13 protein-coding genes are annotated in these 12,804 nt (G+C 65.4%); 7 read left to right on the top strand and 6 right to left on the bottom strand.

The window, feature by feature from the left end:
• The 4 genes from ACN0YF_RS14480 to ACN0YF_RS14465 all read right to left on the bottom strand — a co-directional run.
• Positions 1-680, bottom strand: a 680-nt coding sequence (locus ACN0YF_RS14480) for a hypothetical protein (RefSeq protein ID WP_417494927.1), incomplete at its 3' end; no start/stop codon positions are given.
• A 150-nt stretch (positions 681-830) separates the two neighbouring features.
• Complete coding sequence (locus tag ACN0YF_RS14475; protein WP_417482751.1) at positions 831-1,178, bottom strand: Hpt domain-containing protein; 348 nt, start codon at positions 1,176-1,178, stop codon at positions 831-833.
• Positions 1,179-1,284: 106 nt separating this feature from the next.
• On the bottom strand, positions 1,285-1,959 hold the full coding sequence (locus ACN0YF_RS14470) for a ChrR family anti-sigma-E factor (protein WP_417494926.1): 675 nt from the start codon (positions 1,957-1,959) through the stop codon (positions 1,285-1,287).
• Complete coding sequence (locus tag ACN0YF_RS14465; RefSeq protein WP_417494925.1) at positions 1,956-2,534, bottom strand: sigma-70 family RNA polymerase sigma factor; 579 nt, start codon at positions 2,532-2,534, stop codon at positions 1,956-1,958. Before ACN0YF_RS14465 ends, ACN0YF_RS14470 begins: the two co-directional genes overlap by 4 nt.
• Positions 2,535-2,690: 156 nt before the next feature.
• On the opposite strand from ACN0YF_RS14465, the gene ACN0YF_RS14460 reads away from it, so the two are divergent.
• The 7 genes from ACN0YF_RS14460 to ACN0YF_RS14430 all read left to right on the top strand — a co-directional run bounded on the left by ACN0YF_RS14460 (position 2,691) and on the right by ACN0YF_RS14430 (position 9,943).
• Complete coding sequence (locus ACN0YF_RS14460) at positions 2,691-4,061, top strand: NAD(P)/FAD-dependent oxidoreductase (protein ID WP_417494924.1); 1,371 nt, start codon at positions 2,691-2,693, stop codon at positions 4,059-4,061.
• Entirely contained in the window at positions 4,058-4,831 is a 774-nt protein-coding gene (locus ACN0YF_RS14455) for a DUF1365 domain-containing protein (RefSeq protein WP_417494923.1), read from the top strand. The genes ACN0YF_RS14460 and ACN0YF_RS14455 overlap by 4 nt, the downstream gene beginning before the upstream one ends.
• A complete protein-coding gene (locus ACN0YF_RS14450) occupies positions 4,831-6,072 on the top strand; it encodes a class I SAM-dependent methyltransferase (protein ID WP_417494922.1) in 1,242 nt (413 codons plus the stop codon). Before ACN0YF_RS14455 ends, ACN0YF_RS14450 begins: the two co-directional genes overlap by 1 nt.
• Positions 6,073-6,175: 103 nt before the next feature.
• Entirely contained in the window at positions 6,176-6,940 is a 765-nt protein-coding gene (modA, locus tag ACN0YF_RS14445) for a molybdate ABC transporter substrate-binding protein (protein WP_417494921.1), read from the top strand.
• On the top strand, positions 6,940-7,611 hold the full coding sequence (modB, locus tag ACN0YF_RS14440) for a molybdate ABC transporter permease subunit (protein WP_417494920.1): 672 nt from the start codon (positions 6,940-6,942) through the stop codon (positions 7,609-7,611). Before modA ends, modB begins: the two co-directional genes overlap by 1 nt.
• Positions 7,601-8,695 carry a molybdenum ABC transporter ATP-binding protein gene (modC, locus tag ACN0YF_RS14435; protein WP_417494919.1) on the top strand — a complete coding sequence of 365 codons (1,095 nt, stop codon included), beginning with the start codon at positions 7,601-7,603 and terminating at the stop codon, positions 8,693-8,695. Before modB ends, modC begins: the two co-directional genes overlap by 11 nt.
• Before the next feature lie 108 nt (positions 8,696-8,803).
• A complete protein-coding gene (locus ACN0YF_RS14430; protein WP_417494928.1) occupies positions 8,804-9,943 on the top strand; it encodes a CaiB/BaiF CoA transferase family protein in 1,140 nt (379 codons plus the stop codon).
• 47 nt (positions 9,944-9,990) lie between these two features.
• Here ACN0YF_RS14430 and ACN0YF_RS14425 read toward each other — a convergent pair whose 3' ends face one another.
• Positions 9,991-11,667: a methyl-accepting chemotaxis protein gene (locus ACN0YF_RS14425; protein WP_417482741.1), complete on the bottom strand. Its 1,677-nt coding sequence runs from the start codon at positions 11,665-11,667 to the stop codon at positions 9,991-9,993.
• A 238-nt stretch (positions 11,668-11,905) separates the two neighbouring features.
• On the bottom strand, positions 11,906-12,804 hold an 899-nt coding region (gene proB / locus ACN0YF_RS14420; protein WP_417494918.1), incomplete at its 5' end, for a glutamate 5-kinase.

The raw sequence follows: 12,804 nt of genomic DNA, 5'->3' as shown, positions 1-12,804 counted from the left end.
GCCCCGATGGTCAGCGTGTCATAGCCGCCGGCGCTGTAATTGACCGAGAAGTCAGGCGCATCGGCGATCCAGCCGCGGCAGGAACTGCTCAATCCCGAGGCGGCGCGGCTCCCGCCGGAAACGACATTGACCGTATAGGGATCGGGCGTGAAGCCGGAGGTCAGATTGACGCTGCCGAAGGTGGCGGGCGCATTGGTATTTGGCGCGCCGGATCCGCCCTGGGTCAGGCCGAGTTCGGAGACCGAGAGAACCGTGGCGGCGTAATCGCCCTGGGAATAGGAGCCGATCCAGACGTCATAGCGGCCGGAACGTGGATTGTTGAGGTGGACGAGCGGGTTGAGGCCATCGCCGCCATCATCGTCGCAATACCATTCGCCGTTCGGGCCATTGACCAGAAGCGTGGTGTCGGAATTGGAGGTGGCACCAATGGTGAGGTCGAAACTGCCAGCGGCATAATTGACCGAATAATCAGGTGCATTGGCAACCCAGCCGCGGCATTCGCCGGAGACATTGCTCGCCGGGATCGATCCGCCGGAGGTAATGTTGACGGTGTAGGGATCAGGCGTGAAGCCGGCATTAAGATTGACGCTGCCATAGGTTGGCGGTGCCGAATAATCCTGGGCGAGCGCGCCGCCCGCCATCAGTGCGACGGATGCCGTCGCGAGCAAAAACGTTTTCATGTTGAGTTCCCCTTCAAGATCGCCGGCAGCTTGGCCCACCCCATGCAAACCGCCCCGGCAAATACCAGACCGGCATACTAAGAGGTTTCTTCGGTGAACCCTAGCTGAATAAAGGTCTTTCCCGATCGATTTTCAGAAAACTTTTTCGCCTCAGGCCTTGCCGACCGCGTCGAGGGCCGAGAGCGAGGCGGTCAGGACCGGCGAAAGCTCGGCCACATCCCCGGTCTCCCCGCGCTCGATGGCGCCGGCGAGATGGCCGAGCCGCTGCAGGCCGATATTGAGCGCCGCACCGCGCAAGGCATGCGCCTTTTCACGCGCCAGGGCCGCATTGTCCGCACGCACTGCGTCAAGCAAGGCGGTGGAGAGCGAATTCAGATCAGCGGCGAACTGGACCTTCAGCTGGTTGAAGACGTCGGGGCCGACAGCCGCCACCAGCCCGTCGATCGCCGAGCTGTCGATTTCGGTCAGGCTGCGCCAATCCGGTGTCTGCGTTGTCATTTTCCCGCCCCCATGCCGTCAATACTCTGCCGGTCTGATCGCCACTCATACCGCTTGTCGCTTTTCGAAACCAGACCATAGCGACAGCCCGGCTCCCTGGCGCCGGCTACAGGCCGGTGAAGACCTGGAACAGCCGCAGGAGCGGATCCTGGAAGCGCAGCTTGCCCTCGGTCAGTGCCAGGCAGATGCACTCGCCCTCATCGCCAATACGGATATCGTGCTCGACGCCCGGATCGGCCTCCTCGACATCACCGCGCTGATAGCGCTGGTCACCGTCATAGAAACTGCCCTTGAGGACCAGGGTGAGTTCGGAGCCGCGGTGGCCGTGATGCGGGATCGCGACACCGGGGCGCGCCCGCAACAGCCAGAGACGTTCATCATCCCCGCCCCGCCACAGCATGGCCTTTTCCAGGCCGGGCCCGAGAAACTCCCAACGCAGACGAACATGGCTTTCGGCCATGAAGGTGCGAACGGCATCGGGCAGATAGTCGGGCAGGGCCTTGCTGTCCGCCTCCGCGGCGGTGACATCCGGGGCAGGCGTCTCGCCGGCATCGCGCGCAAAGATGTCGTCGATATCGAAGGCCAGCGAGGCCTCGTCAGCGTCATCAATGCTCTCGAGCATGGCGCCGCCAATGCGTGTGATCGCTCCCGCCTGCTCACGGGCCGCGGGCGAAATTTCCAGATGGGCCTGCAACAACACATCCTGGCCGGGCGTCATCGCCGCACCGGCCGCATGGTCAAGATACCATCCATCATCCAGGGCATAGCCGCGCTGGCTCATTGAAACTCTCCGAGACTGGTCTTCAGCTTGTCCATGGCAAGCCGGATACGTGATTTGACGGTGCCGAGCGGCAGGCCGAGACGGTCCGCGACCTCGCGATGCGAAAGCCCCTCCATGAAGGCCAGCTCGAGCACGCGGCGCTGATCTTCCGGCAAGCCGGTCAGCGCCTCCTGGACCGCGGCAACATCCTGCGTCCGCCCATAGAGCGTGTCCGCGGCATGGGTTTCGCCGGGCTGCAAGGACGGATCCGTCAGATCGGCCCGCGCGGCCCGTGCCTGTTTGCGATAGTGATCAATGTGCAGGTTTCGCGCGATCGTATAGACCCAGGTCGACACGGCGGACTTCGAGGAATCATAGCTCTCCGCCCGGCGCCAGATCGTCAGCAGGGCTTCCTGGGCCAGATCATCACACAGCGCCGGCGGCAGGCTTCGCCGCACCAGAAAGCCCCGCAGGCGCGGTGCGAAATGGTCGAACAGAATCTTGAAAGCTGCGCGGTCACGATCCGCCGCAACCCGGGCGACGAGTGACGCCAGCGCGGCGCCGTCCAGCGTCCCTGCCTGCGTCGCCGCGGCCATCCCGATTCGCCTCTTTTCCGGGCTGTCCGGGCCGGACAGCCAATCACAGGTCTGTAGATGAGCAATAGCGTACATGCTTTGCCTACGATGTCAGCCCGTATCCGGATCACTGACACTGCAGGTGATCCGCAGCGCCCGCGCCGCCGTAGACCCTGCATGGAAACGCACGATCAGGCGCGCAGCGCCAAAACCAGTCGCAAGGGCCGGCGGATTGCCGTCATCGGTTCGGGAATCGCCGGTCTCACAGCCGCCTGGCGGCTGGGACTCTCTCACGACGTCACCCTCTTCGAAGCCGCCCCGCGCCCCGGCGGGCACGCCCATACGGTTGATGTCGTCGTCGACGGCCGCTCGATTGCTGTCGACACCGGCTTCATCGTCTTCAATCCGGCCAACTACCCCAATTTCACGGCCATGCTTGACCTTCTCGGCGTCGAGACCGCCCCCAGCGACATGTCCTTCGCCGCCTCTATGGACGGGCACGGATTCGAGTATTCCTCCCGGCCCGGCGGCCTGTTCGCCCAGAAGCGCAATCTGCTGCGGCCGCGCATGTGGCAAATGCTCGGCGACCTGCTGCGCCTGCATGCGCAATCGCGGGTGTTCGATGCGTCATCGGAGCAGCGCAGCCTCGACCAGTTCCTGCGTGACGAGGGCTATTCGCGCGCCTTCCGCGACGATCACATCCTGCCCATGTGTGCCGCGATCTGGTCGTCCCCGGTTTCGCAGATGCGGGACTATCCGGCGCGTGCCTTTTTCGAGTTCTTCCGCAATCACGGCCTGCTGCAGGTCATCGACCAGCCGGCCTGGCGCACCGTGACCGGCGGCAGCCGCCATCATGTCGAGGCGATCGCCGACCTTTTCATCGGCAATCTGCGCCTGTCGACCCCGGTCCGCTCCGTCCGCCGCACCCGCGAAGCGGCCGTGCTGAAACTGGAATCCGGCGAGACCGCCCGGTTCGACGACGTGATTTTCGCCTGCCATAGCGACCAGGCGCTGAAACTGCTGGCCGATGCCTCACCGCAGGAAGCCAGCCTGCTCGGCGCGATCGAATATCGTGACAATCTCGCCGTGCTGCACACGGACACGCGGTTGATGCCGCGCCGCAAATCAGCCTGGGCGAGCTGGAACTATCTCGACTCCTCGGTGGTTGGTGGCGATGACTGCATCAGCCTGACCTACTGGATGAACCGGCTGCAGCCCTTGCGCACGCAAAAGCCCGTACTCGTCACGCTCAACCCGGCCATCGAACCGGCGCCCGAACTGGTCCTGCACACCGACCATTATGCGCACCCGGTCTTCGATGCGCAGGCAATCGCGGCCCAGCGCCGCATCCATGAGATCCAGGGCACCAATCGCAGCTGGTTTTGCGGCGCCTGGATGGGCTCGGGCTTTCACGAGGACGGGCTGCAATCCGGGCTCGCCGTCGCCGAGGCGCTCGGCGCGCCGCTGCGCCCCTGGGGCCTGGAGGGCATGACAGGACGGATTCACTGGCCGGACCATCACGGCGCCCGGCTTGCCGCTACGGAATGACACCGCTCCCCGCCTCCCTTCTGGCCGGCGAGGTCGGGCATACCCGGCTGACACCGAAGCGGCACGCGCTGCGCTATGGCATGCAATCGATCCTGCTCGACATTGATGGTCCGGAACTGACGGCGATCCGGTCACCATTGTTTTCGGTGGACCGTTTCAACCTCGTCAGTTTCCACCCCCGCGACCATGGCCGCGGCGAAGCGGCATTGCGGCCCTGGGTCGAGGCGCAACTGGCGGCCGAAGACGCGGATTTCGATATCGGCCAGGTGCAGATCCTGGCCGCACCGCGCGTCCTCGGCCTGGTATTCAATCCGGTGACCATCCTGTTCTGCCATGACCGGACCGGGAAGCTGCGCGCCGTGATCTTCCAGGTCAGCAATTTCCATGGCGGGCGCTGCGCTTACACCTTCCTCTTGCCGCGGAACGAGGCCGGAGAGAGCTTGCGCTTTTCCTGCCGCAAGCGCTTCTTCGTCTCCCCTTTCAACAATACCGACGGCGAATACCGTTTCCGCCTCGATCGCGATGCCGCCAGCCTGCGCCTGGGCATCCAGCTGTGGCGCGACGGGGCCTGCGTGCTCAGTGCCGTCCAGAAATGCGAAATCCGGCCACTCGACACCGCCGGCCTGCTCGCCGCGCCACTGTCGCTGGCGTTCAACACCACGAAAATCGTCGGCGCCATCCTGTTCGAGGCCCTGCGTCTTCGCCTCAAGGGGCTGAAGATGTATACTCCCCGGCACGGCTCCATAGACACCAGACCTTGGAGGCAATGATGGATATCTATTCCGACCACGCTGATCGCTCCGGCTCGCCGCAGCCGCCCGGCCTGCTCGACCGCTTCGTTGCCAACCGCCTGCGCCATGCCCTCGCCGGCCTGGAAGGTGCCCATCTCCTTGTCCAATTACCCTCCGGCTACCGGGTCAGCTGCGGCGATCCGGCCGCAAGCCTGGTGGCCGAATGGCGGGTGGAGAGCTGGAATGCGCTGATGCGAATCGGTGCCAGCGGCGCGCTCGGCTTTGCCGAGGGCTTCGTGAACGCGGAATGGGACACGCCGGACCTGCGCGCCCTGCTCGATGTCCTGGCGCGCGCCTTCGACCAGATTGACCTGGCCCATGCCCGCAGCGGCCCCAGCCGGATCATCGGGCAGGTCCAGCACTGGCTCAACGCCAATACCCGCAGCGGCAGCCGCCGCAATATCGCCTTCCACTATGATCTGGGGAATGCCTTCTACGGGCTGTGGCTCGATGACAGCATGACCTATTCCTCCGCCTGTTTCGCCACGCCGGACCAGAGCCTGGAAGCGGCCCAGGCCGGGAAATACCGCCGCATCTGCGCTGCGGCCCGGCTCAAGCCGGGCGATCATGTGCTCGAGATCGGCTGCGGCTGGGGCGGGTTCGCCGAGGTCGCCGCGCGCGATTTCGGCTGCCGCGTCACCGGCGTGACGCTGTCGACGGAACAGCTGGCCTATGCCCAAAGACGCATGGCCAGCGCCGGATTGTCGGACCAGGTCGAGCTGCAATTGCGCGATTATCGCGATGTCGACGAACAATTCGACGCCATCGTCTCGATCGAAATGTTCGAGGCGGTCGGGGAAGCGCACTGGCCGGTCTATTTCGACCGGCTGGCCCATTGTCTCAAACCGGGTGGCCACGCCGCGCTACAGATCATCACCCTGCGCGAGGATGATTTCGACGATTACCGCAACACAGTGGATTTCATCCAGAAATACGTCTTCCCCGGCGGCATGCTGCCACCGCCCCCGGCGCTGGCCCGCGAGGCAAAGCGGGCGGGACTGGAGGATCTCGGCGCCGGCATGTTCGGCGAGGACTATGCCGAGACCCTGCATCGCTGGCATGTGCGCTTCAACGCCGCCTGGCCACAGATCCGCGAGCTGGGCTTCGACGACCGCTTCGCGCGGATCTGGCGCTATTACCTCGCCTATTGCGAAGCCGGTTTCCGCTCGGGCCGCTGCGATGTCGGGCAATTCGTCTACCGCAAGCCGCCGGCCGCCTGACTCGCGGCTCTGGACCGCGCGGCCGATCCGCCGTCAAATGCCGGCAGACGCAGTGGGCAGTCAGCGGGAGTTGCCAGTCTTGGCTTGCAGGACAGGAATGCGCATGCGGACGATCCTGCAGGCGGGACTGCTGGCGCTTGCCTGCCTTGTGCCGGCAGCGCCTGCCCGGGCCGAACAGGCACTTGTCGCTGTCGCCGCCAATTTCACCGATACGGCGCGGGCACTCCAGACCCGTTTCGAGCAGTCGGGCGAGCACAGCCTCATCCTCACCTCCGGCTCGACGGGCCGGCTCTACGCCCAGATTCGCCATGGCGCGCCCTTCGACGTCATTCTCTCAGCCGATGCCGAAACCCCGGCGCGGCTGGAGGCCGAGGGCGGCGCGGTCGCGGGGACACGGATCACCTATGCCATCGGCCGCCTCGCGCTGTGGTCGGCAGGCCGCCCGGATCCGGCAGAGACACTCGAGACCCGTTTGCGCCAGGGCCATTACCGCAATATCGCCATCGCCAACCCGGCGCTGGCCCCCTATGGCGCCGCCGGCCGTGCCACGCTCGAGGCAACGGGATTGCGGGAAGCGGCGCAAGGCCGGCTCGTCACCGGTGAAAGCATCGCCGCCGTGCAGGCGATGCTCGCGACCGGCAATGCCGATCTCGGCTTTGTCCCGGTGTCGCAATTTGCCGGATCGGACCTGCCCGACGCGGTGCAATACTGGGAAGTCCCGCCGAACCTCTATCCGCCGATCCGCCAGGATGCGGTGTTGACGGTCCATGGCGAAAACAATGCCGCGGCGCGGGCCTGGCTGGACTTCCTGGCCAGCGAAGCGGCGCGTGAGATCATCCGCGCCCATGGCTATGAGGTTGCGCCCTGATGCCTGATCTCGGCCCTCTCTGGCTCAGCCTGGCGCTGGCGGCGATCACGACGCTGATTCTGCTGGCACTCGGCACGCCGCTGGCCTGGTGGCTGGCGCGCACGCGCTCGCCGCTGAAACCGGCGCTGGAAGCGCTGACCGCCCTGCCCCTGATCCTGCCGCCCACCGTGATCGGCTTCTACCTGCTGATCCTGCTCAACCCGGCCTCGCCGGTCGGCAGTTTCTGGCTCTCCCTGACTGGCTCCACCCTGACCTTCTCCTTCACGGGACTGGTGGTCGCCTCGGTGATCTATTCCCTGCCCTTCATGGTGCAGCCGCTGCAGAGCGCCTTCGAGAGCGTCGGGCGCGGCCCGATGGAGGCGGCGGCCAGTCTCGGCGCATCGCCGCTGGACGCTTTCTTCAGCGTCGCCGCACCGCTCTCGATCCGCGGCTTTCTCACCGCCTCGATCCTGAGCTTTGCCCATACGATCGGCGAATTCGGTGTCGTGCTGATGGTCGGCGGCAGTATTCCCGGCCAGACGCGGGTGATCTCGATCGCGATTTTCGAACAGGTCGAGAGCCTGCAATACCACGACGCCCACATCCTCTCGGGCGGGCTGATCGCCTTCTCCTTTGTCACCCTGCTGCTCGTCTACAGCCTCAATCGCCGGTTCCGCCTCCATGTCGGATGAGACCCTCTGCCTGCAGCTGCGCTCACAGCGCGGCGAATTCCGGCTCGAGATCGAGGCGGCGATTCCGCTCGCGGGGATTACGGCCGTGTTTGGCCCCAGCGGCAGCGGCAAGACCAGCCTGCTGCGCCTCATCGCCGGTCTCGACCGGCCCGATGCCGGCCGGATCGCGCTGGGTGCTGATGTCTGGAGTGATCGCGGCGTCTTCATCCCGGCCCACAGGCGCCCGGCGGGGCTGGTTTTCCAGGATGCGCGCCTGTTCGGCCATCTCACAGTTGCCGGCAATCTCGCCTATGCCACGCGCCGTGCGGGCCCGGGCGAGACCCGTTTCGATGCCGAAACAATCATCGAGACGCTTGATCTGGTACCATTGCTGCCGCGCCGCCCGGCCTCGCTTTCGGGCGGGGAGGCCCAGCGTGTGGCGCTGGCGCGGGCGCTTCTGAGCCAGCCGCGCCTGCTTCTGCTCGACGAGCCGATGGCCGGGCTCGACCACGCCCGCAAGGCCGAGCTCTTGCCCTATCTCGACACCGCCTTGCGGCAGCTGGAAATCCCGGCGCTCTATGTCAGCCATTCCGTCGAGGAAGTGGTTCGCCTCGCCGACCGTGTCCTCGCCCTGTCGCAGGGCCGCGTCGTGGCGATGGGACCGGCGGAGGAGGTGCTCGGCGATCTCGATATCGCACCGCTGGACCGGGAATTCGAGACCGGCGCGATCCTGGCCGGCCGGCTGGTCGATCATGATCACCGCCTGCAATTGAGCCGTGTCGATCTGGGCGGCCAGGTGCTGGAATTGCCGATGCCGGCGGCGCTGCAGCCGGGCGACACCGTCCGCCTGCGCATTCGCGCCCGCGATGTCGCCATTGCCACCTTGCGGCCGCAGGGGATCAGTATCCGCAATGTGCTCGATGCCCGCATCACCGGCATCAACGCCGCCGACAACTCGCCCTATGCCGATCTCCTGCTCTCGGTCGGGAGCGGCCAGCTCAAGGCACGGCTGACGCGCGCGTCAGTGGAGGCGCTGCAGCTGACACCGGGCCAGGCCGTCTATGCCCTGGTCAAGAGCGCCAGCTTCGACCGCAGCCCGGGCTAATCGCCGCATCTCCACCGGCGCCGCTTTGCCGCGCTGCAAGGACAGCGTATGAGCAGGGCAGAACCCGCCATCGCCCCTGTCGACCGAGGAATCCCCATGACCCAGGCCATAACCGACAAACCGCTCGCCGGTCTTAAAGTGCTGGAGCTGGCGCGCGTGCTCGCCGGGCCCTGGATCGGCCAGACCCTGGCCGATCTCGGCGCCGATGTGATCAAGGTCGAAGCTCCGCGCGGCGATGATACCCGCCATTGGGGCCCTCCCTGGGTCGAACATGAGAGCGGACGGGCGGCGGCCTACTACCATTCCTGCAATCGCGGCAAACGCTCGATCGCGCTGGACTTCACCAAGCCGGAAGATCGCGAGACCGTGCTCAGGCTGGTCGATGGCGCCGATGTGCTGGTGGAGAATTTCAAGGTCGACGGGCTGGCCAAATACGGGCTCGACTATGACAGCCTCAAACAGCGCAATCCGCGCCTGGTCTATTGCTCGGTGACGGGTTTTGGCCAGACGGGACCCTATGCCCACCGCGCCGGTTATGACCTGATGATCCAGGCGATGAGCGGCATCATGGATCTGACCGGCGAGCCCGACGGTCCGCCCGAACGGCTCGGCGTCGCCTTTGCCGATATCTTCACCGGCGTCTATGGCGTGATCGGCATCCAGGCCGCCCTGGCCCAGCGCGAGAAGACCGGACTTGGCCAGCATGTCGACATGGCCCTGTTCGACACCATGGTCGGGGTGTTGGGCAATCAGGCGATGAATTATCTCGTCACCGGCGTGGCGCCGCACCGGATCGGCAATTCCCATCCCAATATCGTGCCCTACCAGGAATTCGCCGCCAGCGACGGCCATATCATCCTGGCCTGCGGCAATGACGGCCAGTTCGAGCGGCTCTGCGCCCTGCTGGATTTCGCACCGGACGTTCTCGCCGCCAATCGCACCAATGCCGAACGCGCCGCCAATCGCGCCGGGCTGGTGGCGCAGATCGCCGAGGCCATGGCGCGCTTCACGCGCGATGATCTGCTCGCCGCGCTCGAGAAGGAAGGTATTCCCGCCGGACCGATCAATACGGTCGAACAGGCCTTTCACGACGTCCAGGCCAGGCATCGCGGCCTGGCGACCGAGGCCGAGGGCATTCCCGGCATCCGCAATCCGATTCGCATGTCCGGCACCGAAGTCGGCTCGGGCAAGCGCTCACCCGGTCTCGACGAACATGGCGCCGAAATCCGGGAGCGTTTGTGGGACTAGAGGCGTCTCAGCGAATTCAGGGTCCGTGAGCGTGCCCGGACCACCGGTCAGGCGGCGCGGATACTGGTGAGGAACTGGTCGAACTCATCCTTCCAGGCGCCCTGATTGCGGGCCATATCGGTGCAGGACGACAGCACCTCGTTGGAAACCTTGTCGGATTCAAGCGTGAATTCGGCGACCTGCCCGACATCGGTGGCCGCCTTGCTCGCACCCTCCTGGGCGCGCTGCGCGGATTCGGCGATTTCCGTCGTGGCGACACGCTGTTGCTCGATCGCCGCTGCCGAAGCCGTGGCCAGCTCGCCCAGTTGCGACACGGCTGCGAGCGCCGCCGCCGTCGACTTGGCACAAGCCTCCGTCGAGGACTGGATCGCCGAGATGCGCTGGGTGATCTGTTGCGTCGCACCGGAGGTCTGTTCGGCCAGGGCCTTCACTTCCGAGGCGACGACGGCAAAGCCCTTGCCGGCCTCACCGGCCCGGGCGGCCTCGATGGTGGCGTTGAGGGCGAGCAGATTGGTCTGGGATGCGATGGTGTCGATCAGATCGATAATGGCACCGATGGCCTGGGCGGACTCCGCCAGCTGTTCCACAACCTCGGAACTGACACGGGTTTCCTGGTCGGCGACCTGCGACAACTCACTGGTCCGGGCGACCTGGCTGGAGACTTCGGCGATGGATGCGGCGAGTTCCTCGGCCGCAGCGGCGACGGACTGCACGCTGCTGGCGGTCAGATCGGCGGCCTGACGCGCCGAGTTGGACTGGCCGGCGGCCTCACTGGACCGCGACTGCATCTGGCCGGCGGCCTGCTCAAGGCCTTCCGACGAGCGCATCACGCTCTGCATCAGATTGGAGGAGGCCTCCTCGAAGCGTTCCACGGCCTGCCGCGTGGCTTCCTGCTGACGCATCTTGGTTTCGGCTTCCGCATCATCACGGGCACGCACTTCATCAGCGGCGGTCAGTGCGGCGTCGAGTTGCGACAGAGCGCGGCTCAGCTCGCCGAACACATCCGTGCGCTCCTGACCGGCAATCTCGACATGCCGGTCACCGCGGGCCAGGGCCGTGAGGACCTGTTGCACGCTGGCCACCGAGCGGCGGATCGAGGCGCCGATCATGATGGTGAGCCCGTAGAGCACGCCGCCAGCGACCAGCAGGGCGATCATGCCGACCCAGAAGCTGAGGGTGTGCAATGCATCGAGTTCGGCCCAGCCGGCACGCAGATCGGCAGCCGTGCCATCGCGGACGCTCTCGATCATCGTGTCCATACTGTCGTCGAACGCGGCCAGGCGCTCGGTATAGGCCATGGTGTCAGCGGTGGTGAGGTTCTGGGCCTGGGCCTCGAGCTCGGTAAACAGTGCCGTCAGGGCGGCGTATTCCGTCAGGATCTCGTTGAAGGTCGCCTGATAGCGGACGTCGAGCCCGGTCGCCTGTGTCTCCTCGATCGAGACGCCCAGATCGGTAAGATTGCCCCGCGCGTCGGCGATGAAATCATCGGTCGGCAGCGCCAGCATGCGATAGGTGTCGCGCAGGAAGGAGGTCATGTCCTTTTCCAGCGCGTTGGCCGCGACATTGGAGATGGTGACATGCCGGGACTCGGTCACTGCCCGGCCCACCGCACTGGCGACCAGGCCGTTGACGAGGACATAGAGCAGCATCGCGCCAATCGACGCGAAGGCGAGCAGGGACAGGCGCGCACGCAAGGACATGGCTTGCAGGTTCATCTTGGGCATCAAGGCTCTCCATACCCGTAGCGGGCGTCAGGACGGGTCATTCGTCCGGCGCGGCAAGGATGCGCGCAGACGAGCTTCCCGCTTCGCGGCCGCCGAAAAACCGGGGCCGCCAAACGAGCGATCACACTTGATGAACAGGGTTAACGGGATGCTAGGCCGTGCCGGGCGGCCCGGTCATATTTTATCCGGGATCCAGGGCCTGCGGGTGCCGGAGCGCGCAAGGCTCCGGCACGCTGCCTCAGGAGGCGACCAGCGTGACCTGCTCCGTGGGAACATCCCAGGGCAGGTGGTGGTTCTGGAGCATGACCAGGTTTTCCGGGCTGATCACGCGCGTGCCACCCTGATAGCCCAGCAATTCCGAGATCGGCTGGTCGAGATGACGCGCCAGCAACAGGGTTTCATTGGAGGAGAAATTGGTCAGGCCGCGGGCGCATTCCTCGTCGGCTTCATTGTAGATGTGAAGCACATCACCCTTCTGGAAATCGCCGTGGATCGAGACGATGTCCGCCCGGTCGACGCCGAGATCACCGGCCAGCATGGCGTCAATGCGCTCCTGCTTGAGCACCAGGCTACCCGCCATCTGCAGGCGGTTGGTCAGCCAGACCGCCCAGGAGGAGGCCGGCGTGCCCTTGGCAACGCAACGCGTATGACGGCGTTCCTTGGCAAGGATGGAGGAGATCGGCCGCTCGATGATACCGCGCGCGATCAAGGTCTCGCACCCGGCATCCTGGGCCATGTTGGCCGCGTGCATCTTGGTCAGCATGCCGCCGCTTCCCAGCGCACTCGTACTGTCGGTCACCGCCAGATAGGTGCTGACATCATCAATGGTTTCAATGAATTGCGCACCCGGCTCTGAAGGGTCACGGTCATAGAGGCCGTCGACACTCGTCAGGATGATGAGATGATCGGCCTGGATCATGTGCGCCACCTTGGCGGCGAGACGGTCATTATCGCCAACCCGGATTTCCTGGGTCGTGACGGTGTCATTCTCGTTCACGACCGGCATCACGCCATGTTCGAACAGGCGCTGGATCGTGTTGCGGATATTGAGGAAGCTGCGGCGCTCCTCGATATCACCCAGGGTCACAAGAACCTGGCCGATAATGAATCCGTGTTCGGCGGCAACCTGCCCATAGG

It is taken from the genome of Maricaulis sp., from assembly GCF_048270265.1.
Classification (GTDB): domain Bacteria; phylum Pseudomonadota; class Alphaproteobacteria; order Caulobacterales; family Maricaulaceae; genus Maricaulis.
The sequence above is the reverse complement of the archived record's forward strand: the minus strand, read 5'-3'. Positions and strand labels throughout refer to the sequence as shown.

Excerpts from the sequence above, each read along its gene's own strand:
- ACN0YF_RS14475 (WP_417482751.1), bottom strand. The coding sequence starts at position 1,178 with ATGACAACGCAGACACCGGATTGGCGCAGCCTGACCGAAATCGACAGC.
- ACN0YF_RS14470 (WP_417494926.1), bottom strand. The coding sequence starts at position 1,959 with ATGAGCCAGCGCGGCTATGCCCTGGATGATGGATGGTATCTTGACCAT.
- ACN0YF_RS14465 (WP_417494925.1), bottom strand. The coding sequence starts at position 2,534 with ATGGCCGCGGCGACGCAGGCAGGGACGCTGGACGGCGCCGCGCTGGCG.
- ACN0YF_RS14460 (WP_417494924.1), top strand. The coding sequence starts at position 2,691 with ATGGAAACGCACGATCAGGCGCGCAGCGCCAAAACCAGTCGCAAGGGC.
- ACN0YF_RS14455 (WP_417494923.1), top strand. The coding sequence starts at position 4,058 with ATGACACCGCTCCCCGCCTCCCTTCTGGCCGGCGAGGTCGGGCATACC.
- ACN0YF_RS14450 (WP_417494922.1), top strand. The coding sequence starts at position 4,831 with ATGGATATCTATTCCGACCACGCTGATCGCTCCGGCTCGCCGCAGCCG.
- modA (WP_417494921.1), top strand. The coding sequence starts at position 6,176 with ATGCGGACGATCCTGCAGGCGGGACTGCTGGCGCTTGCCTGCCTTGTG.
- modB (WP_417494920.1), top strand. The coding sequence starts at position 6,940 with ATGCCTGATCTCGGCCCTCTCTGGCTCAGCCTGGCGCTGGCGGCGATC.
- modC (WP_417494919.1), top strand. The coding sequence starts at position 7,601 with ATGTCGGATGAGACCCTCTGCCTGCAGCTGCGCTCACAGCGCGGCGAA.
- ACN0YF_RS14425 (WP_417482741.1), bottom strand. The coding sequence starts at position 11,667 with ATGCCCAAGATGAACCTGCAAGCCATGTCCTTGCGTGCGCGCCTGTCC.